This window comes from Rhodococcus sp. NPDC056960 (genome assembly GCF_042674125.1).
Classification (GTDB): domain Bacteria; phylum Actinomycetota; class Actinomycetes; order Mycobacteriales; family Mycobacteriaceae; genus Rhodococcus_F.
Map to the genome: position 1 here is coordinate 13264 of NZ_JBHURF010000023.1, position 25518 is coordinate 38781.

Genomic DNA, 25518 nt, shown 5'->3' on the forward strand with positions numbered 1-25518 from the left:
CCGGAGGAACCGGACGGGGTTTCGATGCTCCCCCGGCTGGACTCGAACCAGCAACCGTCCGATTAACAGTCGGAAGCTCTGCCAATTGAGCTACAGGGGATTATTCTGCTGTGCTTCGCCGTTCCCGGCGATGCGAGAGAAACTGTAGCGCATAGCCCCACCCCAGTACCAAATCGCCTGCCTGTCGACGCATCAGGCAGGATGGGTGAAGGTCGTTGTGCGTCGGGAGGAAGCGGGAATGATGCGGTTGTTGATCGGTATCGCTGCTGGTTACGTGCTGGGTACGCGAGCGGGACGGGCACGGTACGAGCAGATCAGCAGGGCCACGAAGGCCGTGGCCACCAGCCCCGCGACGAAGAAGGTGCTGCAGGTGTCCCGGCAGAAACTGTCCGACTCACTGAGCACCCAGCCGAAGCTCGAGCCGATGAAGCCGCTCGACGAGGAAACGACGATCCTGGTTCCCCAGGATCAGCTCAAGAAGAAGTAGTGGGTGGGCCGGTCAGCCGGCCATCCCGTCCCGGTTGGTGTCGCCGATCGCCTGATCGAGCAGGCTTCGGCGGTACTGCTCGAGGGCGACGAGGTCGCCGAGCAGGGAGTGGAACTCGTCCGATTCCGCCGCCGGTGAGATGCGCTGCAGTTTGGACTTGAGTTCCGCCACCTGCTCCCCCACCCACACCTCCTGCAGCCGTGCGATCACGCCGGAGATGTAGCGCGGGACGGTGTCCTCCTCGGCCGGTAGCGGCTCGACGGCGAGTTCCGACACGAGGGACGCCGCGGTGACGTCGTCGACGCCCCGGCTGACCGCGTCGACCCATTCGGCGCCGCCGAGGCCCGCGCTGGTTCCGCCGGACGCGATCATCGACTCGCGGATCACCACATACGTGGGGTGCGTGAACGTCTCCACCGGCAGCGAATCGAACACGGTGCCCGCGATCGACGGATACTGCAACGCGCCTTTCAGCGCCTCACGCTGCGCCCACAGCGTCGGGTCGTTCGGCCGCGGCCGCGCGAGCCCGACCGGCAGCTGCGGGGTGTCCCGGTTCTCCTCGCGCGCCCCCTTCTTCTTCGGGGGTGCCGGCATCGATCCGCGGGTGGAGGCCCGCTTCCGCGCCTCGTCGCGCACCCGCTGACGGACCGCGGCGATGTCGTCCCAGCCCACCCAGCCGGACAGCTGGACGGCGTAGCTGTCGCGCAGTGTCGCTTCCTTGATCTGGGCGACCACCGGCACGGTGCGCCGCAGCGCCTCGACCCGGCCCTCCGCGGTCTCGAGGTCGTGCTCGGTGAGGATCGATTTGACCACGAACTCGAACATCGGGGTGCGCCGCGCCACGAGGTCGCGGACGGCGGCGTCGCCCGACTTCTGCCGCAGTTCGCACGGGTCCATGCCCTCGGGTGCGACGGCGACGAACGTCTGCCCGGCCATCTTCTGGTCGCCCTCGAACGCCTTCATCGCCGCGGCCTGACCGGCGGCGTCGCCGTCGAACGTGTAGATGATCTCGCCGCGGAAGTAGCTGTCGTCCATGAGCAGCCGGCGCAGCATCGCGAGGTGGTCCTCACCGAACGCGGTGCCGCAGGCGGCGACCGCGGTCTTCACCCCTGCGAGATGCATCGCCATCACGTCGGTGTAGCCCTCGACCACCACGGCCTGATGCCCCTTGGCGATCTCCCGTTTGGCGAGATCGAGCCCGAACAGCACCTGAGACTTCTTGTACAGCATGGTTTCCGGCGTATTGACATATTTGCCGGGCATGGTGTCGTCGTCGAACAACTTGCGGGCGCCGAAACCGATGACGTCGCCGGACAGGTTCCGGATGGGCCACAGCAGTCGCCGGTGAAAGCGGTCGATGTGGCCGCGCCGCCCCGCCTTCGACAGCCCTGCGGCCTCCAGCTCCTTGACGTCGAAGCCCTTGCCCAGCAGATGCTTCGTGAGGATGTCCCAGCCGTCGGGCGCGTAACCGCATCCGAACTGCCGCGCGGCCGCGGCGTCGAAATTCCGTTCCGTCAGGTAGTCGCGGGCCGCCTGCGCGTCGGGTTCCTGCAGGCGCGCGGAGTAGAACTCCTGCGCGGCCGCATTGGCCGCGACCAGCCGCGCGCGGGTGCCGCGATCGCGCTGCACCGACGTGCCGCCACCCTCGTACGAGATGGTGTAGTTCAACCGGTCGGCGAGCTGCTCGACGGCCTCGACGAAACTGATGTGGTCTATCTTCTGGAGGAACGAGTAGACGTCGCCGCCCTCGCCGCACCCGAAGCAGTGGAAGTGCCCGTGGTTGGGCCGCACGTGGAACGAGGGCGACTTCTCGTCGTGGAACGGGCACAGGCCCTTCATGGAGTCGCCGCCCGCGCGCTTGAGGGAGACGTACTCCCCCACGATGTCCTCGATCCGTGTGCGCTCGCGAATGGCCGCAACGTCACGATCAGGGATTCTGCCAGCCACGAACGACAGTCTAGGCGCTCCGCCGGAGCCCGAACGTCCCCCTCCGGGTCAGCAGTTCGAAGGCGCGGGAATCCCGGCGAATCGGTCGCCGAGGTAACCGAAGGCGGGACCGGCGCCGAGCACGGTGGCGGTGCCGTGGTCGGCGCCCGGGATGACGTCGAACTGCACCCGGGCACCCTTGGAGCAGTAGCGGGCGACGGTGTTCTGCACCGGTCCGATGGCGACGAGCGGGTCTGCACTGCCGTGCCAGACGAACATCGGGGTCCGCGGAACTCCCGGATACAGTTCGACGCTGTTCTCGTCCATCACCGCGCGGCCGGACGGATTTCCGAGGATGCCGGGACCGTTCGTCAGATCGGGCAGCGACTTCCCGGCTCCGGCGCCGAGGATCGAGTCGGTGCACATGTTGCTCATCTGCGCACGCAGAGCGAGTCCCTCGTCGTTCAGGCCGTCCCCGAGCGGCGACCGGGTGGGATATTCACGCTCGAGTCCGACGGCGGCCGCGAAGCCCAGGCCGAACGCCTGCGAACGGGTGCTGCCCAGCCGATCGGCGAGTTCGCCGATGTTGACCGGGGTGCCGCCCTCGGCGGCACCGACGATGTTCAGTTCCGGGGCGTAGGTGGGTGCGAGCGCCGCGGCCCAGTTGGTGGCCATGGCGCCGCCCGAGTAGCCCGCCAACCCGACCGGGCTGCCGCCGAGCCCGGCCTCGGGGAACCGCTGCGCGGCGCGGACGCCGTCGAGCACGAGCCGTCCACCGAGCTTCGCCGCACCGTACGCGCTGGTGGGACCGAGATGGTCGGGTACTGCCACGGCCCACCCCCGCGCGAGGAGTGCGTTGAGGGCCGGGGCTTCCCGCAGTCCGCCGGTGAACAGCTGATGCGACGGTGCGCACTCGAGTCCGAGCGCGTTGACGAACGGCTGATACGACACCAGCGGCCGGTTCGCGGGGGTGCCGCGAGGCACCAGCACCGTCGTCATCGCCGCGATGGGCGCCCCGGCGGAGTTCGTCGACTTGTACTTGACCTGCCAGGCGTCGGCCGTGGGAAAGCCGGTGGCGGCGACCGGACGGCTGGCCAGCACGTCACCGTCGGCATGGGCCGCGACGTCCGCGGGCGCACCGTAGAACGGGTCCGGGTCCGCGAACGGGTATACCGGCGCGGCCTGCGCCGCGGGTGGGGCCAGCAGTGCGGCACCGACCGCCACTGCCAGCGCTGCGGATGTCGAACCGATGATCTTGCGCACTGCAGACTTCATCCGGTCTCCCTGACCCTCGGGTGTGAGCTGTACGTAGGGGGTGCGAGCTGTCTGTAGACCTATTCGTAGCACCGCGGGCGGCCGGATTGGTCCGACTTCCGGCGTGTCAGCCCCAGCTCGCCTGAGCCCCGAGGCTGGACTTGTCGACGCGTTCGAGCCGGCTCTCGGTGTAGGAGGCGATCTGGTCGACGATCACCCGGACGCGGGCCGCGTCGTCGGCGGCCGCGGTCCACGCGGGGACCAGGATCGGGTCGAGGCCGGCGGGCGCGGTCGCAAGCAGCCACTCGGCGACGCGGTGCACGCGGTCGCGCTGGCGTTCCTGCCGCGCCCGGTGGCCGGCGTCGGACATCACGTAGTTCAGTGCGAACGTCTTGAGGAGCGCCACCTCGGCCGCGACCACCGGCGGGACCACCAGGTCGGCGTCGTAGCGCGCGACCGGCCGCTCGCCGTGGACGTCGCGGGTGCCGATGATCGCGGCAGTCGCGAACCGGCCGACCAATTCGCTGGTCAGGTTCTTGAGGGCGACGGAACTGGTGAGCGTGCCGTCGTAGACCCCCACGTTCCGGACGACGGGGAGCAGACTCAACCGCGTCGCCGCCTCGACGAGTTCCTCCACGTCGAGTCCCGCGAACTCGGAGGCCCCGAATTCGGCGAGTGCCCGCTGATCCACCGGATCGGCGAGCGAACGCAGATCGATGCGGCCGTCGATCACGCCGTCCTCGACGTCGTGCACGGAGTACGCGACATCGTCCGCCCAGTCCATGACCTGCGCCTCGAGGCACTGGTGGCCGTCGGGGGCACCCTCCCGAATCCAGGCGAGCACGTCGGCGTCGTCGTCGTAGGCGCCGAACTTGGCGCCCGGGCGCGGGCGGGTCCACGGGTACTTGATCGCCGCGTCCAGCGATGCACGGGTCAGGTTGAGTCCGGCGCTGGTTCCGTCGGGGTAGAGCACCTTCGGTTCGAGGTTGGTGAGGATGCGGAGATTCTGGGCGTTCCCCTCGAACCCGCCGCAGCGTTCCGCGACCTCGTCGAGTGCCTTCTCCCCGTTGTGGCCGTACGGGGGGTGGCCGATGTCGTGGGCGAGGCCCGCGAGGTCGACGAGGTCGGGGTCGCAGCCGAGTCCGTCGGCGATTCCGCGGCCGATCTGGGCCACCTCGATCGAGTGCGTCAACCGGGTGCGCGGCGTGTCGCCGTCCCGGGGGCCCACCACCTGGGTCTTGTCGGCGAGCCGGCGGAGCGCCGCGGAGTGCTGGACGCGGGCGCGGTCGCGGGAGAACACCGATCGGTGCTGCGCGGCCGCGATCTGACTGCCCGGGATGCCGGCCCGTTTCGGTGCCTCACGGACTCGGCGGGCGACGTCGTGCGCGGAGTACACGTCGCGGCGGGGTGTCGGGTGTGCGGTCATCGACTCTCTACTGTCCCGCCGTGTAGGGGAAGTCGGCCGAGAAGTGGGTGAGCTGGTACCAGATCAACGCCCCTGTCTCCCGGGCGATTCCGTGCAACTGGGATTCACGGGTGAACACCGCCGGGCCCTGCCGGGTTGGCGCCGTCCACGCGTCGAGCCCGGCGTCGCGCGCCATCGTCCGCGTTCGCAGCGAATGCCAGGGGTCGCTGACGAGGACCGCCGAGTGGATGCCCTGCGCGCCCATCGTGTCGCTGACCGCCTCGATGCTGAGCAGGGTGTCGGAGCCCTCCTCGACGGCGGTGATGCTGTCGGCGGGGACGCCGCGGGAGATCAGGTAGTTCTTCCCGGACGCGGCCTCGGTGTACTCGTCGCCCTCCTGCTTGCCGCCGACCGTGATGACCTCGGGGGCCACCCCCCGCTCGTACAGCTTGTACGCCTGTTCGAGACGCGCCTCGAACACCGAGGACGGGGTGCCCGAATACTGGGCGGCGCCGAGCACGACGATCGCGTCCGCCGTCGACGTGTCGTCGATCCGCGCGACCTGCCACACCCGAACGGCGGTGCCGGCCACCAATGCCGTGGCGAGGAGGAACACGCCGACGATGATCCGGCGGGTCCACCGCGCCAGCGTGCCACCGAACCCCAGGCGCGCGGGACGGCGCGGGAGGTCGTGGCGTTCACGGCTCGGTGCAGAATTCACTCCCTGATTCTGCCAGCTGTCGCCGATCTGTCCCGATGACGACTCGCCACACCCGATAGATTTGCTGCCATGCCACTCGCACCGCGCCTCGAGCAGACGCCGTCGTCTCGCCCCCGACTTCCCCGTATTCGGCGGTTCGCCGCGCTGGGCGCCGTCTCCGCGCTCCTGACTCTCGCGGTGATCGTGTTCTCTCCCGCGCTCGCCGCGGCGGACGCACCGTTCCGTCTTCCCGGCCAGATCACGGACACCGTCGGCGTGCTCGACGCCGACCAGAAGGGCGACGTCCAGGCGGCGATCGACCAGCTCTACGACGAGCACAAGGTGCGGTTGTGGGTCGTGTACGTTCCCGACTTCAACGGGCTGGGCGCCGGTCCGTGGGCGGATCAGACGGCGCAGGCCTCCTCGCTCGGCGACCGCGACGCGCTGCTCGCGGTCGCGACGGTCGACCGCGAGTACGCCCTCATCGCGCCCGACGGACTGTCGGAGATCACCAGCGACGAGGCGGAGTCGATTCGGGTGGATGCGGTGGAACCGGCTCTGCGCGAAGAAGACTGGGCGGGCGGCGCCATCGCCGCGGCGGGCGGACTGGGCGACGCGATGAGCACGAGCGGCGGCATGTCCGTGCGCACCCTGCTGATCGGCGGCGGCGTGGTCGTCGTCGGTGCGGGCGGCGTCGTGCTGTATTCGCGCAAGAGGAAGCACGACCGGGCGCGCGCCGGTGTGGAGGCGGCGCGCAGCATCAGCCCCGAGGACACAGCCGCACTGACGGCGCTTCCGCTGCCGACCCTCGACGAGCGCGCCAAGGAGGTGCTCGTCGAGACCGACAACGCCCTGCGCACGAGCCAGGAGGAGCTCGACCTGGCCCGCGGCGAGTTCGGCGATCAGGCCACCGCCTCGTTCACCGCGGCATTCGACACGGCGAAGGCCACCCTGGCGGCGGCGTTCACCGTGCGGCAGCGACTCGACGACGCGATCCCCGAGACACCGCAGCAGCAACGGGAGATGCTCATCGACATCGTCACCTCCTGCGGGCGCGCCGACCGTGAACTCAACGAGCAGGTGCAGGAGTTCGACGGGCTCCGGGACCTGCTGATCAACGCCCCCGACCGCCTCGACGCGCTCACCCGGGACATGGTCGCGTTGACCGTGCGCATCCCCGACTCGACCCGGATCCTCACCACACTGCAGACCGAATTCCCGGCCGCCGCACTCGCTTCCGTCGCCCACAACGTGACCATGGCGGAGGAGCGGCTGGCATTCGCGGAACGGTCCGTGGCCGAGGGCCGGGACGCGATCGCGCTGCCGCCCGGGAAGCAGGGACCGGCGGTGTCCGCGATCCGCGGCGCCGAGGGTGCGCTCGAACAGGCCCGGACGTTGCTCGACGCCGTCGATCACGCCGCCGACGACATCCGCCACGCCATCGCCACCCTGCCGGCCGCGATCACCGACGTGGAGGCCGGGATCGCCGCTGCGGGCCAGTTCACCGAGCAGGGTGGGGCCCGGCTCGCATCCGCGAGATCCGCGGCCGAGGCAGCGCTCGCGGCGGCCCGCACGGCCGCCGACACCGACCCACTCGGCAGCTTCACCCAGATCGTCAAGGCCGACGCCGAACTGGACGCCGTCCTCGCCGAGGCGCAGGAATCCCGGCAACAGGCCGAACGCGCACAGCAGCGTCTCGAGCAGGACCTCGTGGCGGCGCAGTCGCAGGTCACGGCGGCGTCGGACTTCATCGGCACCCGGCGCGGCGCGGTCGGGGCAGACGCCCGGACCCGCCTCACCGAGGCGCAGCGGCACCTGGCGGGCGCCCAGCAGCTGCGCGCCACCGACCCTTCCCGCGCGCTCCAGCACGCGCAGGCCGCGGCCGGCCTGGCCGCCGACGCCCTGCGGCTCGCGCAGAACGACGTGAGCCGCTGGGAGTCCCGGCAGCGCCCCGGACCCGGCGCCGGTGGCGGCGGGAATGCGACCGGGGCGATCCTCGGCGGCATCCTGATCGACAGCATCCTGCGCGGCGGATTCAGCGGTGGCGGCAATTGGGGCAGCCGGGGCTCGGGTGGCGGCCGCAGCAGTGGGCCGCGGTCCTTCGGCGGACCGAGCAGCTCGGGCCGGATCAGCGGTGGCGGCCGATTCTGACGTCGCCCCGGATTGTCGTCCTCCTCGTCTGCGTCGCGGCCACCGCCTGCGGCGTCCTGCCGGGCTGCAGCAACGAGAAGTCGGCCGACGAGCCGCCCGTTCCGCTGGCGGCGGAGGCGTATCGCAGCCGGGAAGACGACGCCGCCGGCGGCCGGATTCACGTGCGGATCACGAACACCGGCGACATCCCCGCCACCGTGACGTCGGTGGCGCTGGACAGTCCGGGCTTCGATCCGGCACCCGAGACGCGGCGCGAGATCGAACTCGGTCCCGGGAACCGGATCGACGTCGAGGCCGGGTACGGCACGGTGCGCTGCGACACGCCCCCGGACCCGGCGTACGCCCTGCTCGGTGTGGCCGGAGCCTCTCCCGTGCGGGTGCCGCTCGCCACCCCCTACGACGTCCTCGGCCGCATCCACGACAGCGACTGCGCCGCAGAAGATTTGGAGAAGGCCGCCCCGGTGACCCTCGTCCCGGCGCCGGCACCGCCCGAGCCGACGGCTCCGCTGCCCGCCCAGTTGATCGTGACCCGGGGGACGGCGTCGGGCGACATTCGATTGGACGAGATCGGCGGCAGCGTCCTGTACGACGTGCGCGGTGCGCTTCCCGCCACGATGCCGGCCGATCAGGATCGGCTGAGCGTCGACATCACGATCGACGCGGCACGGTGCGACCCCCATGCTCTCGCGGAGGCGAAGAAGCCGTTCGTCTTTCCGTTGTGGATCGCCGTCGGCTCCTCGGAACCGGAATACTCACGCATCCCGGTGTCCGAGGAGAACCGGCGAATCCTGACGAACTATCTGACCGTCACCTGCGACGCGCGGAGGTGACGGCGGATCAGGACCCGATGAGGCGCTGGGCCAGGTAGCCCTCGACCTGGTCGAGCGCGACCCGCTCCTGGGCCATCGAGTCACGCTCGCGCACCGTCACGGCGTGGTCCTCGAGGGTGTCGAAGTCGACGGTGATGCAGAACGGGGTGCCGATCTCGTCCTGACGACGGTAGCGGCGGCCGATCGCGCCTGCGTCGTCGAACTCGACGTTCCAGTGCTGGCGGAGTGTCGCGGCGAGGTCCTTGGCCTTCGGCGTCAGGTCCGCATTACGCGACAGCGGCAGCACCGCGGCCTTCACCGGCGCGAGACGACGGTCCAGGCGCAGCACGGTGCGCTTGTCGACGCCGCCCTTCGCGTTCGGCGCCTCGTCCTCGGTGTACGCGTCGACGAGGAACGCCATCAGCGAACGGGTGAGACCGGCTGCCGGCTCGATGACGTACGGCGTGTACCGCTCACCGGTGGCCTGGTCGTAGTAGTTGAGGTCGGTGCCCGAGTGCGTCGAGTGGGTCGACAGGTCGAAGTCGGTACGGTTGGCCACACCCTCCAATTCGCCCCATTCGCTGCCCTGGAAGTGGAAGCGGTACTCGATGTCGACGGTGCGCTTCGAGTAGTGCGACAGCTTGTCCTGGGCGTGCTCGTACAGGCGCAGGTTGTCCTTGTTGATGCCGAGCCCGGTGTACCAGTCCATGCGGTAGTCGATCCAGTACTGGTGCCACTCCTCGTCCTCGCCGGGCTTGACGAAGAACTCCATCTCCATCTGCTCGAACTCGCGGGTACGGAAGATGAAGTTGCCGGGCGTGATCTCGTTGCGGAAGCTCTTGCCGATCTGGCCGATGCCGAACGGCGGCTTCTTACGCGACGTGGTGAGCACGTTCGCGAAGTTCACGAAGATGCCCTGCGCGGTTTCCGGGCGCAGGTAGTGCATGCCCTCTTCGCTCTCGACCGGGCCGAGATACGTCTTGAGCATCATGTTGAAGTCGCGGGGCTCGGTCCACTGACCGACCGTGCCGCAGTCGGGGCAGCCCACGACGTCCATCGGGACGTCGTCCGGGTTGTCGAGGCCCTTCTTCTCCGCGTACGCCTCCTGTAGGTGGTCCTGACGGTGACGCTTGTGACAGTTCAGGCATTCGACGAGCGGGTCGTTGAACACGCCGACGTGACCGGACGCCACCCACACCTCGCGGGGCAGGATGACGGAGGAGTCGAGGCCGACGACATCCTCGCGGCTGGTGACCATGTTGCGCCACCACTGCTTCTTGATGTTTTCCTTGAGTTCGACACCCAAGGGGCCGTAGTCCCAGGCCGACTTCGTGCCTCCGTAGATCTCACCGCACGGGTAGACCAGGCCACGACGCTTGGCGAGATTGACGACGGTTTCGACTTTGGACTTCGGTGCCACTCGAGTGCTCTCCATCTGGGTAATAGATGCATGGTTCACGTGCGCTTTTCGGATCCCAGCCTATCTGCCCGATTCCCGTCGGTTCACCCACCCGGTTGACATGCGTATTCGTGCATATCAAAATGGAATTGATTTGCAATAAGATGAGGGCGATCCTCCGAGGCCCTTGGCCCGGTGGCCTCATTCTCGTCCATCGTCCGGCACACCGAAGGAGATCACTGGTGAGCGTCACCGATCCCGGGGATCTGCATCCGTTCGAGGCCGCCCCACCGGCCCCGGTGCCGTCGAAGGAGACGCTGACCGCCGCCGGCGACATCCTCCGCGCCCTCGCCGCCCCCGTCCGCATCGCGATCGTCCTCCAACTCCGCGAATCGGAACGCTGCGTGCACGAACTCGTGGGAGCACTCGGCGTCACCCAGCCCCTGATCAGTCAGCATCTTCGCGTGCTCAAGGCCGCCGGCGTCGTCCGCGGCGAACGCACCGGACGGGAAGTCCTCTACCGCCTGGTGGACGACCACCTCGCCCACATCGTCGTGGACGCCGTCGCGCACGCCGAGGAAGGATAGAAACCTTGACCCAGAACACCGGCCAGCGCAAACCCGTCGTCGTGGGCGTTCGGGCCACCAAGCAGCGCAGCGCCATCTCCGCCCTCCTCGACGACATCGAGGAGTTCCGGTCGGCGCAGGAACTGCACGACGAACTGCGCAAACGCGGCGAGGGCATCGGACTGACCACCGTGTACCGCACCCTGCAGACGCTCGCCGACGCCGGCACGGTCGACGTCCTGCGCATCGACACCGGCGAGTCCGTGTACCGGCGCTGCTCGTCGGGGCACCACCATCACCTCGTCTGCCGCACGTGCGGCTACACCGTCGAGGTCGAGGGACCGACGGTGGAGCAGTGGTCGCAGTCGATCGCCGACACGCACGGTTTCTCCGACGTCAGCCACACCATCGAGATCTTCGGCCTCTGCAAGGACTGCACCGCACCGCAGTGAGCGTCAGGGAATGAGCCCCTGCCGGGCGGTGTCGGCGCCGCTGAGCACGAGGAGCAGCATCGTCGTGAGCGCCTCGTCTTCCAACCCGGCCGCCGGGAACGTGTACCGCAGGATGACGTCCGCGAGCCGGCCGTGGGCGAACACCGCGATCGAACCGAACTGCACCGCGCCGTTCCGTTCCGCGACCTTCTTGTGCAACGAGGCGCTGACCGGACGATCCCAGGCCAGCACGCACGTCATCGACAGCACGTCGAGGCCGTCGGTGAGGGTCATCGCACTGATCGAGCACAACGCACCCGCGTACTCGAAGCTCAGCGACCCGTCGTCCGCCGTCGAGACGGTCGCGAAATGCTCGAGCGCCTTGGCCGCACCGGCGAGCAGCGCGGGCGCTCCGTCGGCCGTCACTTGACTCCCCCGAACCTGCGGTCGCGCGAGGCGTATTCGACGCACGCCGCCCACAGATCGCGGCGGTCGAAATCGGGAAACAGCTTCTCCTGGTACACCATCTCGGCGTACGCCGACTGCCAGATGAGGAAGTTGGACGTGCGCTGCTCGCCGGACGGCCGGAGGAACAGGTCGACGTCCGGCATGTCCGGCTCGTCGAGGTACCGCGCCACGGTCGCCTCGGTGATCTTCTCCGGGTCCAGCTGTCCGGCGGCCACCCGCCTGCCGATCTCCTTCGCCGCGTCGGCGATCTCCGCGCGACCGCCGTAGTTGACGCACATGGTCAGGTTCATGACCGTGTTGTGCTTCGTCAGCTCCTCGGCGATCTCGAGTTCCTTGATGACGCTGCGCCACAGCTTCGGGCGGCGCCCCGCCCACCGCACACGCACCCCCATCTCGTGCATCTCGTCACGGCGGCGCCGGATCACGTCGCGGTTGAACCCCATCAGGAAGCGGACCTCCTCGGGGCTGCGCTTCCAGTTCTCGGTGGAGAACGCGTACGCCGACAACCATTCGACGCCCATCTCGATGCACCCGCAGACGGCGTCCATCAGCACGGCCTCGCCGCGTTCGTGGCCCGCGGTGCGGGGCAGTCCCCGCTCCTGCGCCCAGCGACCGTTGCCGTCCATCACCAGCGCGATGTGCCGGGGCACCAGTTCGGGTTGCAGGCCGGGTGGGCGGGCGCCCGAGGGGTGCGGGTCCGGCGGCCGGATCTGGCGCTCGGCCCCGGAGTTATGCGGGGCTCGAGGTTCGCGTCGTCGAATCACGGTCCCCATCCTGCCTGACCGAATCCTCCGCCCCCACCGCCGCATGCGGTCGCGCGCGTTCGATCAGCGGGAGAGTGCGGAGTTGCCGTTCGAGGTGCCACTGCAGATGGGCCGCGACGAGACCGCTCGCCTGACCCCGCAATACGTCGGGCACCTGCTCCGTCCTCGCCCAATCGCCGCGGAACAGCGCATCCATCAGGTCGAGGACACCCGGCGACGGGGTGGCGGCGCCCGGCGGGCGGCAGTGGACGCACACCGCTCCCCCGGCGGCCACGTGGAAGGCCCGGTGCGGTCCGGGCGCACTGCACCGCGCGCAGTCGTCGAGGGCGGGCGCCCACCCCGCGAAACCCATGGCCCGCAACAGGAACGCGTCGAGGATCAGCTCGCACGGACGGTGGTGCTCGGCGACCGCGCGCAGCGCCCCGACCGTCAGCCGGTGCAGTTGCAGCGCCGGGGCGCGTTCCTCACCGGCGAGCCGCTCGGCGGTCTCGAGGATCGCGCACGCCGTCGTGTACCGCGTGTAGTCGTCGACGATGTCGGTCGCGAACGCGTCGACCGTCTGCACCTGGGTGACGATGTCGAGGTTGCGCCCCGGGTAGAGCTGCACGTCGATGTGCGCGAACGGCTCGAGCCGGGCCCCGAACTTCGATTTCGTGCGGCGCACCCCCTTGGCGACCGCCCGCACCAGACCGTGCTGCCGGGTGAGGAGCGTGACGATCCGGTCGGCCTCGCCCAGCTTGTGCTGGCGCAGCACCACCGCATTGTCTCGATACAACCTCACCGGTCCAGTCTCCCACGTCGAGGCGACCACATTCCGCACGCCGAGCCGCGCGCGATCTCACACCTGGAACCGGTATCCCATCCCGGCCTCGGTGATCAGGTGACGCGGATGCGACGGATCGTCCTCGAGTTTGCGCCGCAGCTGCGCCAGGTACACCCGCAGGTAGTGGGTCTCGGTGGCGTACGCCGGACCCCACACCTCCCGGAGCAGTTCCTTCTGACCCACGAGTTTGCCCTTGTTCCGCACGAGCATCTCCAGCATTCCCCACTCGGTCGGCGTCAGGTGGACCTCCGCCCCGGACCGCCGCACGGTTTTCGCCGCGAGATCGACGGTGAACGAATCCGTCTCCACCACAGGCTCGCTCGTGTCGACGGCGGTGGTCGCGCGGCGCGCCGCCGCCCGGACCCGCGCCAGGAATTCGTCCATCCCGAACGGCTTGGTGACGTAATCGTCGGCGCCGGCGTCGAGGGCGTCCACCTTGTCCGCGGAATCGGTGCGCGCCGACAGCACGATCACCGGTGCCGGGCACCACCCGCGGAGACCGGCGAGCACCTCCGTCCCGTCCATGTCGGGGAGCCCGAGGTCGAGCACGATCACGTCCGGCGGTCGCTCGGCGGCGGCGCGCAGAGCAGCCGCCCCGGACGCGGCCGTGACCACGTCGTATCCGCGCACGCTGAGATTGATCCGCAGGGCGCGGAGGATCTGCGGTTCGTCGTCGACGACGAGAACTCGTGTCATGGATGCTCCCCTCCCGGCCCGGCCAGTTCCACCACCATGGTCAGACCGCCGCCCGGGGTGTCGGTGGCGCTGATCGTCCCGCCCATCGCGTCGACGAAGCCGCGGACGACGGACAGTCCGAGCCCGACCCCGGTGGTCGTGTCCCGGTCTCCCAGCCGCTGGAACGGGTCGAACATCTCCTCGGCCCGCCCGCGCGGAATTCCCGGTCCCGTATCGGCGACGGTGATCACGGCGCGGTCTCCCACCGCGGCGGCTCCGACCCGGATCACCGAGTCCTCACCGTAGCGGAGCGCGTTGTCGATCAGATTCGCCAGCACCCGCTCGAGCAGCCCCGGATCCGCCATGGCCGTGACCGTTCCGACGTCGACCTCCACCCGTTCCCGGGCCCGGGTGCCCGTGCGGCCGCCGATCCCCAGGCCCACCAGCGCCCGGTGCACCACCTCGTCGAGATACACCGGACGCAGGGTCGGGGTCACGACCCCCGCCGCGAGGCGGGAGGAGTCGAGCAGGTTGCCGACGAGCGAGGTGAGCACATCGGCGGATTCCTCGATGGTCGCGAGCAGTTCGGCGGTGTCTTCCGGGGAGAAGTCGACGTCGTCGCTGCGCAGGCTTGACGCAGCCGCCTTCACGGCGGCCAACGGGGTCCGGAGGTCGTGGCTGACGGCGGACAGCAGCGAGCGCCGCAGCCGGTCGGCCTCGGCCAGCGCCTGTGCCTGCCCGGCCTCCTGCGCGAGCTCGGCCTGGCGGATCATGCCCACCGCCTGGTTGGCGACCGCGAGCAGCACGCGACGGTCCCGGGCGCGCAGTTCGCTGCCGCGCAGGGCCAGCGCGTATTCCCCTTCCCCCACCTCGCACACCGTGTCGGCGTCGTCGACGCTCTGCGGGGCGTGCGGTCCGACCGACCCCACGGGCCCGCGGTCGCGGTGCAGGACACTCACCGACTCCTGGCCGTACGTCTCGCGCACCTTGTCGAGCAGGGTGTCCAGATCCGCGCCCCGCAGCACGGATCCGGCGAAGAGCGCCAGCAACTCCGCCTCCTGCGACGCCCGGCGGGCCTCCCGTGAACGCTTGGCGGCCGCGTCGACCAGGACCGCGACCGCCACGGCCACCACGAGCAGCACGACCGTGGTGACGAAGTTGTCCGGCTCGGCGATGGTGAAGCTGTGCACGGGCGGCGTGAAGAAATAGTTGAGGAACAGTCCCGAGATCAGCGCGCAGAAGGCCGCGGGCGCGACACCGCCGAGCAGCGAGACGAGCAGTACCACGATGAAGAACAGCGCCCCCTCGCCGACCAGTCCGAGCCACCGGTCGACGACCGTCATCACCAGCGTCGCCACTGACGGGACGAGGACCGCGGCGATCCAGGCGATCGCCGTGCGGGAACGCGATCCCACCGGAGACAGTCGCCGCGGGCGGTGGGATTCGCCGTGCGTCACCATGTGCACGTCGATCGACCCCGACTGCTGCACGACGCTCGCACCGATCCCCTCGTCGAAGATCCGCGCCCACCGGGAACGCCGCGACGTGCCTAGCACCAACTGGGTGGCGTTCGCAGTCCGGGCGAAATCGAGCAGTGTGGTCGGCACGTCGTCGCCCACCACGCTGTGCAGGCTCGCCCCGATGCTCGCGGCGAGCGTGCGCACCTTGCCCATCTCCGGCGCGGAGACGCCTGCGAGACCGTCACCCCGCACCACGTGCACGACGCTCAGCTCGGCACTGGATCTCGATGCGATGCGGCTCGCGCGCCGCACCAGTGTCTCCGATTCCGGTCCGCCCGTCACCGCGACCACGACGCGTTCGCGGGCCTCCCACGTGTCGGTGATCTTGTTCTCCGCGCGGTATTTCGCGAGCGCGGCGTCCACCTGATCGGCCACCCACAGCAACGCCAGTTCACGCAGTGCGGTGAGATTTCCTTTCCGGAAATAGTTGCCGAGCGCGGCGTCGACCTTCTCCGCGGCGTAGATGTTTCCGTGGGACAGTCTGCGGCGCAACGCCTCCGGGGTGATGTCCACCAACTCCACCTGGGTGGCCGCGCGCACCACCTCGTCGGGGACCGTCTCCTGCTGCACCACCCCGGTGATCCGCTGGACCACGTCGTTGAGGCTCTCGAGGTGCTGAACATTGAGTGTCGAGAGGACGTCGATGCCGGCGGCGAGGAGTACCTCCACGTCCTGCCAGCGTTTCTCGTGGACACTGCCCGGGGTGTTCGTGTGCGCGAGCTCGTCGACGAGCACCAGTGCCGGTGAGCGCGCCAGCACCGCCTCGACGTCCAGCTCCCGGCCGAGCGTGCCGCGGTAGGCGATGACCTTGGGCGGAACCAGTTCGAGGTCGCCGAGCTGCGCCGCCGTGCGATCGCGGCCGTGGGTTTCCACCACGGCCGCGACCACGTCGCACCCCCGCTCCCGGCGGCGGTGGGCCTCACCGAGCATGGCGAACGTCTTGCCGACACCCGGTGCCGCACCGAGATAGATGCGCAGTTCGCCGCGCCGGCGTTCGACGTCGGGTCCGGTACCACTCACCTCGTCATCATCCACCAGCGGTCGGTGCCGTGCACTCGGGTGCGGTCAGGCCGAGGGCCAGGTTCAGTTCGAGGACGTTCACCCGCTCCTCGCCGAGGAACCCGAGTTGCCGTCCCTCGGTGTTCTCGGCGACGAGCTGCCGGACCCGGGTCTCGCTGAGGCCGTTCACCTCCGCGACCCTCCGCACCTGCAATGCCGCATACGCGGGGCTGATGTGCGGATCGATGCCGGAGCCCGATCCGGTGACGGCGTCGGCCGGAACGTCACCGGGAGCGACGCCCTCGCGCGCGGCGATCGCGGCGCGGCGGTCGGCGACGAACGACGCCAGGATCTCACTGCTCGGTCCCTGGTTGGTGGGCAGCGCCGTCGCGGGGTCGCCGGGGGTGAACGGATCCCCGTCGGACACCGAGCCGGTGACCCGGTTGTGGAAGTACGGATCCGGCTGCCCTGCCGGCACCTGCGGGTCGACACCGACCCACCGGCTTCCGACGACGCACCCGGTGCTGTCCCGCACGGGAGACCCTTCGGCCGCTCCGGCACCGATCCTGCTCACCCCCCACACCGCGGCGGGATAGAGCACGCCGAGAACGGCCGTGAGCGCGAGCAGAACCAGGAGTCCGGCCCAGGTCTGCCGGAGCAGACCGATGAGAAAACGCATGGCGGATCACCCAATTCCGGGAATGAGACGGACGGCGAGATCGATCAACCAGATGCCGGCGAACGGGGTGATCACGCCACCGAGTCCGTAGATCAGCAGGTTGCGGCCGAGCAGTGTCGACGCCGACGACGGCCGGTAGCGAACGCCTTTCAGCGACAGCGGGATCAGCGCGACGATCACGACGGCGTTGAAGATCACCGCGGACAGGATCGCCGATTCCGGGGTGGCCAGCCGCATGATGTTCAGCGTGTCGAGCTGCGGATAGATCACGCTGAACAACGCGGGGAGGATCGCAAAGTACTTGGCCAGGTCGTTGGCCAGCGAGAACGTGGTGAGCGCCCCGCGGGTGATGAGCAACTGCTTGCCGATCTCCACGACCTCGATGAGCTTGGTGGGATCCGAATCGAGATCCACCATGTTCCCGGCCTCCTTCGCCGCGGACGTGCCGGTGTTCATGGCCACCCCGACGTCCGCCTGGGCCAGCGCGGGGGCGTCGTTGGTGCCGTCACCGGTCATCGCGACGAGACGGCCGCCCTCCTGTTCCCGGCGGATCAGCGCGAGCTTGTCCTCGGGTGTCGCCTCGGCCATGAAGTCGTCGACGCCGGCCTCGGCCGCGATGGCCTTCGCCGTCAACGGGTTGTCGCCGGTGATCATCACCGTGCGAATCCCCATGGCCCGCAGCTCCGCGAACCGTTCGGCGATGCCCGGTTTCACCACGTCCGACAGCGCGATCACCCCCAGCACCGTCGGCGCACCGGTGTGAGCCGAGGCCACCACCAACGGTGTGCCCCCGGCCTGCGCGATCGCGGTCACCGTCTCGGCGACCGCGGGCGCCGCGTGCCCGCCGAGTGCCTGGACCCAGGCCAGCACGGCGTCGCTCGCGCCCTTGCGGATCCGTGTGCCGTCGATGTCGAGTCCGCTCATCCGGGTCTGCGCCGTGAACGGCACGAACTCCGCGGCTCGCTCCGCCTCCGACGGCGCCGGGTCCGACCCGAAGTCCCGGGCGCACAGATCCACGATGCTTCGGCCCTCGGGGGTGCCGTCGGCGAGACTCGACAGCCGTGCGGCCGTGGCCAATTCGATCGCCGTGACTCCCGGCGCGGGGTGCAGGGCGGTGGCCTGCCGGTTGCCGAACGTGATGGTGCCGGTCTTGTCCATCAGCAGCGTGTCGATGTCGCCGGCGGCCTCCACCGCCCGCCCCGACATCGCGAGGACGTTGCGCTGCACCAGCCGATCCATCCCCGCGATGCCGATGGCGGACAGCAGGGCACCGATGGTCGTGGGGATCAGGCACACCAGCAACGCGATCAGCTTGATCGGATCCTGCTCCCGACCCGCGTACAGACCCATCGGACCGATCGCGACGACGGCCAGCAGGAAGATGATCGTCAACGACGCCAGCAGGATGTTCAGGGCGATCTCGTTGGGCGTCTTCTGCCGCGCCGCGCCTTCCACGAGGGCGATCATCCGGTCGACGAACGACTGTCCGGGGGCCGCGGTGATGCGGACGACGATCCGGTCGGACAGCACGGTCGTGCCGCCGGTGACGGCGCAGCGGTCGCCGCCGGATTCACGGACGACGGGTGCCGACTCCCCGGTGATGGCCGACTCGTCCACGGTCGCAATGCCGTCGACGACGTCGCCGTCGCCCGGGATCACCTCCCCCGCCTCGACGACGACCCGGTCACCGACGACGAGGTCGGTGCCCGGCACCGATTCCAGGCCGCCGCTCGCCGTGACGCGATGCGCCGTCGTGTCCTGCTTCACCTTCCGCAGGCTCGCCGCCTGCGCCTTGCCGCGACCCTCGGCGACCGATTCGGCCAGGTTCGCGAACAGCACGGTGAACCACAGCCACGCCGTCACCGCCCACGAGAACACCGACGGGTCGGCGACGGCCATCGCGGTGGTGACGACGGAACCGACGAACACCACGAACATCACCGGGTTGCGGGCGAGATGCCGGGGGTCGAGTTTGCGCACGGCCCCCGGTAGCGCCGTCAGCAGTTGAGCGGGGCTGAAGATTCCCGCCTTCACGGGTGCCGGGCCGTGGCCGCCGGGCATCGTGGTCGCCGTCCCGGCCTCCGGACGACTGGTCACGTTCACACTCACTGCAGGGCCTCCGCGATCGGTCCCAGCGCGAGGGCCGGGAAGAATGTCAACGCCGCGACGAGCACGACGGTGCCGGTGAGGAGCCCGGTGAACATCGGGCCCGCCGTCGGCAGGGTGCCGGCGCTTGCGGCGGTCTTCTTCTGCGATGCCAGCGATCCGGCGAGCGCGAGAACGAAGATGATCGGCAGGAACCGGCCGAACAGCATGCACAGTCCGAGAGCGCTCTGGAACCAGTCGCTCGTCACCGTCAGACCGCCGAACGCGCTGCCGTTGTTGTTCGACGCCGACGCGAACGCGTACAGCACTTCCGAGAATCCGTGAATGGATCCGGGCGTTCCGGGGTCGCCGCTGTTGCCCTGATAGCCGGTGGTCGAGGACAGGATGACGGTGATGCCGGTCCCGATCAGCACCAGCGCCGGCATCACCAGCACGGACAGGGCGGCGAGGGTGATCTCCCGCTGCCGCAGTTTCTTGCCGAGGTATTCGGGGGTGCGGCCGACGAGGAGTCCGCCGACGAAGACGGCGATGAGGGCGAGGACCAGAATTCCGTAGAGCCCGGTGCCCACACCGCCGGGCGCGATCTCGCCGAGGAGCATGTTCAGCAACACGGCCCCGCCGCCGAGCGGCGACAGGCTGTCGTGTGCGGAATTCACCGCGCCCGTGGACGTTCCGGTGGTGCTCACGGCGAACAGTGCCGTGCCGGGGATGCCGAATCGGACTTCCTTGCCCTCCATCATCGCGCCCGCGGCGGTGGCGGCGACCCCGCGCCGACCGGATTCGGCCGCGAGCGTGATCGCGAGCAGCGAGCCCCACAGGATGCCCATGACGGCGAGCAGGGTCAGACCCTGGCGGTGCCCGGACACCTCGCCCGCTCGGTCGTGAGGGTCGCCGACCATGGTGCCGAACGTGCGGGTGAGCGAGACCGGGATCAGGAGGATCGCCAGGATCTCGACGATGTTGCTGACCGGGGTCGGGTTCTCGAACGGGTGCGCCGAGTTGGCGGCGAGAATGCCGCCGCCGTTGGTGCCGAGTTCCTTGATCGCTTCCTGCGAGGCGACGGGCGCCAGCGCGTTGGTGACGGCGTTGCCGTCCAGTCCGGTGGACGCGAAGCCGTTGTGGAAGGACTGGATCACACCCTGGCTCAACAGAATCAGCGCGATGACGAACGAGAACGGCAGCAGGATCCGCAGACTCCCGCGGGTGAGGTCCACCCAGAAGTTGCCGATTTCCCCGCCCCGCGACACCCGGACGAATCCGCGGATCAGCGCGACCGCGACGGCCATCCCCACTGCCGCGGACACGAAGTTCTGCACGGCGAGTCCGACCGGCTGGGTCAGGTTGCTCATCGTGGTTTCGGGGGCGTACGACTGCCAGTTGGTGTTCGTCACGAACGACACCGCGGTGTTGAAGGCGACGGCGGGGCTGACCGCGGACAGGTCCCCGGACAGCGGAAGGACGCCCTGAATGCGTTGCAGGACATACAGGAAGAGCACACCCGCCATCGAAAATCCCAGCACGCTGCCGGCGTAGCCGTACCAGGTCTGCTCGGCGTGGGGGTTGATGCGGCAGAGGCGGTACAGCACGGATTCGACCCGCAGGTGCCTGCGTGATTCGTATACGCGCGCCATGTAATCGCCCACCGGCACGTACGCCGCCGCGAGGACCGCGACGACGAACGCGATCTGTAGTCCGGCCGCGAGAGCGGGCGTCATCAGAAGCGCTCCGGGTCGACGAGCGCGATCAGCAGATACACGACGAGCGCCGCCGCGATCGCGACCAGGGCGACAGCGAGTATTCCGGCGCCCGTCATTTCACTCGTCCGCTCTGCACGCGTCCGGTCTGCAGGGCACGGAGAACGAGCGCGCAACAGGCGAATCCGCCGAGGACGAGCGCTACGTAGGCCACGTCGGCCATGTGAGGATCCTCTTCGTACTGATCCTGCGGTTCAGCGCAGGCATGACAACCCACGGTGTGCGGGGTGTCAGGCCAGCATCGCGCCGGATCGCGGCGTCAGAGGCGACGCTGACGAAGCGCTTACGGGTCTCGGGCGGCTCTTGACGCTTTCCTTACGCGGTCCGGGTCAGGCGTGACACGGACGCGGGCAGCGGGGTGCCGCTCGCCACCCACGGCGCCGGGACGGGCGCACCGGCAACCGACCGCACGGGGACCACGCCGGCCCACGCACTGCTGGATTCCGCAGGTTCGCCCGGCGGCGCGTCGCGCACCTTGACGGTCCATCCGCCCGGCGTGATCGGGAGGGCGAGGGCGAGCGTCGCGGCGAGTTCCTTGCGCCGGTGCCCGCGAACCTCGGTGCTGCGACCGGGGATCAGCACGTCGGACAGCGCGTTCAGCGCGTCGGCGGATTCGTCCTCGCCCAGGGTGACGAGGTTGCCGCGGACCACTGCGGAGCGGTAGTTCGCCGACGAGTCGAACAGCGTGTCCGCGACGACGATCCCGTCGAGCATCGCGACGCACAGCACCGCGGGGGCACCCGCGGCCACCTGCCGCAGCGCACCCGCCCCGGTGGATCCGTGCAGCAGGATCCTGTCGCCGTCGCGCGCGTAGAGCATCGGCACGGCCCACGGCAGGCCGTCGACGACGGTGGCGAGGGTGCCCATCGGCGCGGCGTCGAGGACGGCGTCCAGTTGCGCTCGTTCGGTTCGGGCCCGGTCGGGGTATCTCCTGATCTTGTCCACGAGACCATCGTCGACCCCATGTGGATCGGCTGCCAGATCCACAATCGTGATTATCGCCAGACCAGTATTGTCGAGGCCATGCCCCGGATCAGCCCCGAACTGCACCTGATGTTGCAGCTCCCCTCCACCGACGCGCCACTTCGACACCGGATCGCGGAGTCGATCCTCGACGAGATCCGAGTGGGGCGCCTCCGGCCGGGCGACCCCTTGCCCTCCACCCGGGCGCTGGCCGATCACCTGACGGTGGCGCGGGCCTCGGTGGTCGACGCCTACGACGAACTCTGCGCGTCCGGGTACGCCAGCGCCCGCGCCGGTTCCGGCACCCGGATCGCGCCCGGCGCCGACGTCGCGGCCCGCGCCCACGCCGCGACGCACGCGGTCCCCGGTTCGCCCGGGCGGCGATCCTCCGCCGCACCGGACGCGCCGGACACCCGGTGGGATCTCACACCGGGCCACCCCGACCCCGGTCTGATCTCCACCACCGACTGGCGCCGGGCGTGGCGGTCGGCGGCCGCCGCCGCGGTGACCTCCGACGTGCCCGGCCCCGACGGGCACCCGGAGTTGCGGCAGTCCCTCGCGGGGCATCTGCGCCGCACCCGGGGGATCGCGGCACATGCCGACGAACTGGTGATCGTTCCCGGTGTGGGCTCCGCGCTGCGGACCCTCGTCGCCGCCGCCGGGCTCGGCGGCCGCGACGTGGTGTTCGAGGAACCCGGCTACAGCCGGGCCCGCCTGATCCTCGAGGCCGCGGGCGCGCGGACACGCTGCGTGCCGGCGGACGACGACGGCCTCGACCCCGGACTGCTGAATCCGACCGACGCGGCGGCGTACTGCACCCCGGCGCATCAATACCCGATGGGTGCCCGGATGCCGGTGGGCCGCCGGGCCCGGCTCGTCGCCGATGCCGCCGCATCCGGCACCCTGATCATCGAGGACGACTACGACGGCGAATTCCGCTACGACGTGTCGGCGTTGCCCGCGCTGCGCAGCATCGACCGCGGGTCCGAATGCGTGGCCTATGTGGGCACCGCGTCGAAGATCCTCACCCCCGCGATCCGGGTGGCGTGGGTGATCGCCCCGCCGTCGCTGCGGACGGAACTCGTCCGGGCCCTGGACACGAGCGGCGAGGCCTGCTGCGCCGTCACCGCACTCGCCCTGGCGCAGTTCATCGATTCGGGTGCGTTGTCGCGGCACCTCGCGCGCGCGTCCCGCACGTACGCGGCCCGCCGGACCGCGTTCGTCGCCGCGCTGCGTCGGCAGTGCGCCGCGCACGGGGTGGACGGTGTCGGGATCGCCGGCATCGAGGCGGGCCTCCACGTCGTCCTCACGCTGCCCCGCTCGGTGGACGACGTGGCGCTGTCGGCGGAACTGCGGGACCGCGGAGTGACGGTGCCCAGTCTCGCCGACTACCGCACCGCACCGGACGGACACCGCGGACTGGTCTGTGGCTACGCCCGGCTGCCCGAAACGCAGGCTCAGGGGGCCGCCGAAGTGATCGGAACGGTAGTCCGCCGGCACGTCCGCTGATACTGTTCGTTCGAACGAACAGTGACGCGGGAGGGGCGCGATGAGCACCGGACAACTGGGTAGTGAACAGCGGCGCGAAGAGGAAGACGACCGGTCACCGGGACTCGCCGAACAGGCGAAAGCCCTGACCTCCGGCGCAACCACCTCGGTCGCGGCCACCCGCGCCGCGCTGGACCGCATCGACGCGAGCCAGCCGACGCTCAACGCCTTCAAGGTGATCTGCCGAACCACGGCCCTGACCGAAGCGGCCGAGGCCGACCGCCGGATCGCTGCCGGTGAGCGCCTCCCGCTACTCGGGGTGCCGATCGCCGTCAAGGACGACGTGGACGTGGCGGGAGAGCCGACCGCATTCGGATGTCCGGGCGACTTCCCACCCGCGGCAAGGGATTCCGAGCTGGTGCGACGACTACGCGCCGCCGGTGCCGTGATCGTGGGCAAGACGAACAGCCCGGAACTCGGCCAGTGGCCCTTCACCGGCGGACCCGCCTTCGGGCACACCCGCAATCCGTGGAACCGCGACCACACTCCCGGGGGATCGTCCGGCGGCGCCGCGGCCGCCGTCTCCGCCGGTCTCGTGTCCGCGGCGATCGGCTCCGACGGCGCCGGTTCCATCCGCATCCCCGCCGCCTGGACCAACCTCGTGGGAATCAAGCCGCAACGCGGGCGCATCTCCACCTGGCCCGCCGCCGAGGCGTTCTACGGACTCACCGTCAACGGTCCGCTCGCCCGGACCGTCGCCGACGCGGCGCTGCTGCTCGACGTCGCGGCCGGACCGCACGAGGGCGACCTCCACACACCGGCACCGATCACGGTCAGCGACGCCGTCGGACGCGATCCCGGACCGCTGCGCATCGCGCTGTCCCTGCGGATCCCGTTCACCGCCACCCCCACCACGCTGCACCCCGAAGTTCGTCAGGGCGTCGCCCGGATAGCCGAGGCGCTGCGCAGGCTCGGGCATCGCGTCGTGGTGGACGACCCCGACTACGGAATCATGTTCGGGCTCGGTTTCCTCCCGCGGTCGATGGCCGGCATCGACGACTGGATGCGGAAGGTTCCGGACCCGTCGCTCGTCGACCCCCGCACGAAGAGCAATGCCCGCACCGGGCGGCTCCTGCGCGGCGCGCCGCTGCGTGCCGCCCGCGCGGCCGAGCCGAGGGCGCGGCGACGCGTCGGCGCGATCTTCGACAAGTACGACCTGGTCCTGGCCCCCACCACCGCGACTCCCCCACCGGCGGTCGAGGGGATCGACGGCATCAGCTCCTGGGCCACGGACAAGGTGATCACCGCGGTCTGCCCGTACGCGTGGCCGTGGAACGTGCTCGGCTGGCCCAGCGTGAACGTCCCGGCGGGGCTCACGTCCGGCAACCTGCCGATCGGCGCCCAGTTGATGGGACACGACAACGCCGAGCCGCTCCTGGTGTCCGTTGCCGCCCAGCTCGAATCGGTGCTCCGGTGGGATCGGGACCGTCCCGGGAAATGGTGGTGACCGGTGGCTTCGACGGACGTCCGGGACCGCATCCTCGCGGCGGCGCTGCACATCGTCGGCACGGAAGGCATTCCCGGCGTGACCAATCGGCGGATCGCCGCGCAGGCCGGGGTCTCGCTCGGCTCCATCACGTACCACTTCCCCACCCAGACGGACCTGCTCCGCGCCGCACTCTCGGGGTTCGTGACGGAGGAGACGCAGCGACTGTCGGAACTGGCGGAGGGCTACCGCGACACGGGGCTGAGCTTCGAGGACGCCGCGGCTCTCACCGAGAAGGTCGCGAAGGATCTGGCGTTCTCCGCCGAGCGGATCGCCCCGTTCGAGCTGTACATCCACGCGGGTCGTGATCACGAACTGCGACAGGCCGCGGCCGAATGTTTCGCCGCATACGACGAATTGACGGTGACGATCCTCACCGCACTCGGCATCCCCGATGCGGCGTCCATCGCGCCGACGGTGGTGGCCACCATCGCCGGCCTCCAGCTCAGGAGACTCGCCACCGGAAGCGACGGCGATCACGACTTCGCGGCGTCGGTGCTCCTGCTGCTGAGGGCCGCAGGCCCCGTGCGTGGTTTTAGAATGACCTGACTCGGTCACAAAGGAAGGGCCGGGCGACGCCCGATAATGACCGGCGGCCCGTGGGG

Annotated in this window: 23 protein-coding genes and 1 tRNA gene; 8 read left to right on the forward strand and 16 right to left on the reverse strand. The window is 69.9% G+C overall.

Annotation, left to right across the window (positions count from 1 at the left end):
- Positions 1-27: 27 nt before the first annotated feature.
- Positions 28-100, reverse strand: a tRNA-Asn gene (locus ACFTWF_RS31315).
- Positions 101-238: 138 nt separating this feature from the next.
- Between ACFTWF_RS31315 and ACFTWF_RS31320 the strand changes: the two genes are divergently transcribed.
- The gene (locus ACFTWF_RS31320; RefSeq protein ID WP_378464997.1) at positions 239-487 is read left to right on the forward strand and encodes a hypothetical protein; all 249 of its coding nucleotides are present in this window, start codon (positions 239-241) and stop codon (positions 485-487) included.
- Positions 488-499: 12 nt separating this feature from the next.
- Here ACFTWF_RS31320 and dnaG read toward each other — a convergent pair whose 3' ends face one another.
- The 4 genes from dnaG to ACFTWF_RS31340 all read right to left on the reverse strand — a co-directional run bounded on the left by dnaG (position 500) and on the right by ACFTWF_RS31340 (position 5793).
- The gene (gene dnaG / locus ACFTWF_RS31325) at positions 500-2434 is read right to left on the reverse strand and encodes a DNA primase (RefSeq protein WP_378464998.1); all 1935 of its coding nucleotides are present in this window, start codon (positions 2432-2434) and stop codon (positions 500-502) included.
- Positions 2435-2482: 48 nt separating this feature from the next.
- Complete coding sequence (locus ACFTWF_RS31330; RefSeq protein WP_378464999.1) at positions 2483-3688, reverse strand: lipase family protein; 1206 nt, start codon at positions 3686-3688, stop codon at positions 2483-2485.
- A gap of 106 nt (positions 3689-3794) precedes the next feature.
- Complete coding sequence (locus tag ACFTWF_RS31335) at positions 3795-5093, reverse strand: deoxyguanosinetriphosphate triphosphohydrolase (protein WP_378465000.1); 1299 nt, start codon at positions 5091-5093, stop codon at positions 3795-3797.
- Between the two features lie 7 nt (positions 5094-5100).
- Positions 5101-5793, reverse strand: a complete 693-nt coding sequence (locus ACFTWF_RS31340) for a YdcF family protein (protein ID WP_378465001.1) — start codon at positions 5791-5793, stop codon at positions 5101-5103.
- 69 nt (positions 5794-5862) lie between these two features.
- Between ACFTWF_RS31340 and ACFTWF_RS31345 the strand changes: the two genes are divergently transcribed.
- Positions 5863-7923 (forward strand): TPM domain-containing protein, encoded by a 2061-nt coding sequence (locus tag ACFTWF_RS31345; protein WP_378465002.1) that lies wholly within the window; start codon positions 5863-5865, stop codon positions 7921-7923.
- Positions 7824-8753, forward strand: coding sequence for a hypothetical protein (locus ACFTWF_RS31350; RefSeq protein WP_378465003.1), 930 nt, complete (start codon positions 7824-7826; stop codon positions 8751-8753). The genes ACFTWF_RS31345 and ACFTWF_RS31350 overlap by 100 nt, the downstream gene beginning before the upstream one ends.
- A gap of 7 nt (positions 8754-8760) precedes the next feature.
- On the opposite strand, the gene ACFTWF_RS31355 is transcribed toward ACFTWF_RS31350, so the two are convergent.
- Positions 8761-10152, reverse strand: a complete 1392-nt coding sequence (locus tag ACFTWF_RS31355) for a glycine--tRNA ligase (RefSeq protein ID WP_378465004.1) — start codon at positions 10150-10152, stop codon at positions 8761-8763.
- A gap of 122 nt (positions 10153-10274) precedes the next feature.
- On the opposite strand from ACFTWF_RS31355, the gene ACFTWF_RS31360 reads away from it, so the two are divergent.
- Entirely contained in the window at positions 10275-10718 is a 444-nt protein-coding gene (locus ACFTWF_RS31360; protein WP_378465005.1) for an ArsR/SmtB family transcription factor, read from the forward strand.
- 5 nt (positions 10719-10723) lie between these two features.
- Entirely contained in the window at positions 10724-11149 is a 426-nt protein-coding gene (locus tag ACFTWF_RS31365) for a Fur family transcriptional regulator (protein WP_185724536.1), read from the forward strand.
- Positions 11150-11152: 3 nt separating this feature from the next.
- Here ACFTWF_RS31365 and ACFTWF_RS31370 read toward each other — a convergent pair whose 3' ends face one another.
- The 10 genes from ACFTWF_RS31370 to ACFTWF_RS31415 form a co-directional block, all read right to left on the reverse strand.
- Positions 11153-11554 (reverse strand): hypothetical protein, encoded by a 402-nt coding sequence (locus ACFTWF_RS31370; RefSeq protein WP_378465006.1) that lies wholly within the window; start codon positions 11552-11554, stop codon positions 11153-11155.
- On the reverse strand, positions 11551-12360 hold the full coding sequence (locus ACFTWF_RS31375; RefSeq protein WP_061045323.1) for an isoprenyl transferase: 810 nt from the start codon (positions 12358-12360) through the stop codon (positions 11551-11553). Before ACFTWF_RS31375 ends, ACFTWF_RS31370 begins: the two co-directional genes overlap by 4 nt.
- Positions 12326-13141: a DNA repair protein RecO gene (recO, locus tag ACFTWF_RS31380; RefSeq protein WP_378465007.1), complete on the reverse strand. Its 816-nt coding sequence runs from the start codon at positions 13139-13141 to the stop codon at positions 12326-12328. Before recO ends, ACFTWF_RS31375 begins: the two co-directional genes overlap by 35 nt.
- Positions 13142-13198: 57 nt before the next feature.
- Positions 13199-13879, reverse strand: coding sequence for a response regulator (locus ACFTWF_RS31385; RefSeq protein WP_378465008.1), 681 nt, complete (start codon positions 13877-13879; stop codon positions 13199-13201).
- The gene (locus ACFTWF_RS31390; RefSeq protein WP_378465009.1) at positions 13876-16398 is read right to left on the reverse strand and encodes a DUF4118 domain-containing protein; all 2523 of its coding nucleotides are present in this window, start codon (positions 16396-16398) and stop codon (positions 13876-13878) included. The genes ACFTWF_RS31385 and ACFTWF_RS31390 overlap by 4 nt, the downstream gene beginning before the upstream one ends.
- Positions 16399-16405: 7 nt before the next feature.
- The gene (locus tag ACFTWF_RS31395) at positions 16406-17056 is read right to left on the reverse strand and encodes a potassium-transporting ATPase subunit C (RefSeq protein WP_378465010.1); all 651 of its coding nucleotides are present in this window, start codon (positions 17054-17056) and stop codon (positions 16406-16408) included.
- Between the two features lie 6 nt (positions 17057-17062).
- Positions 17063-19117, reverse strand: a complete 2055-nt coding sequence (gene kdpB / locus ACFTWF_RS31400; RefSeq protein ID WP_378465122.1) for a potassium-transporting ATPase subunit KdpB — start codon at positions 19115-19117, stop codon at positions 17063-17065.
- 44 nt (positions 19118-19161) lie between these two features.
- On the reverse strand, positions 19162-20877 hold the full coding sequence (gene kdpA / locus ACFTWF_RS31405) for a potassium-transporting ATPase subunit KdpA (RefSeq protein WP_378465011.1): 1716 nt from the start codon (positions 20875-20877) through the stop codon (positions 19162-19164).
- Positions 20877-20975 carry a potassium-transporting ATPase subunit F gene (locus ACFTWF_RS31410; protein WP_378465012.1) on the reverse strand — a complete coding sequence of 33 codons (99 nt, stop codon included), beginning with the start codon at positions 20973-20975 and terminating at the stop codon, positions 20877-20879. Before ACFTWF_RS31410 ends, kdpA begins: the two co-directional genes overlap by 1 nt.
- A 256-nt stretch (positions 20976-21231) precedes the next feature.
- Complete coding sequence (locus ACFTWF_RS31415; RefSeq protein ID WP_378465013.1) at positions 21232-21861, reverse strand: pyridoxamine 5'-phosphate oxidase family protein; 630 nt, start codon at positions 21859-21861, stop codon at positions 21232-21234.
- Between the two features lie 18 nt (positions 21862-21879).
- On the opposite strand from ACFTWF_RS31415, the gene ACFTWF_RS31420 reads away from it, so the two are divergent.
- From ACFTWF_RS31420 to ACFTWF_RS31430, 3 genes are read left to right on the forward strand one after another with little or no spacing between them, the layout of a single operon-like run.
- Positions 21880-23388, forward strand: a complete 1509-nt coding sequence (locus ACFTWF_RS31420; protein ID WP_378465014.1) for a PLP-dependent aminotransferase family protein — start codon at positions 21880-21882, stop codon at positions 23386-23388.
- A gap of 40 nt (positions 23389-23428) precedes the next feature.
- Positions 23429-24874, forward strand: a complete 1446-nt coding sequence (locus ACFTWF_RS31425) for an amidase (protein ID WP_378465015.1) — start codon at positions 23429-23431, stop codon at positions 24872-24874.
- Positions 24875-24877: 3 nt separating this feature from the next.
- The gene (locus tag ACFTWF_RS31430; protein ID WP_378465016.1) at positions 24878-25462 is read left to right on the forward strand and encodes a TetR/AcrR family transcriptional regulator; all 585 of its coding nucleotides are present in this window, start codon (positions 24878-24880) and stop codon (positions 25460-25462) included.
- The last annotated feature ends 56 nt before the right edge of the window (positions 25463-25518 follow it).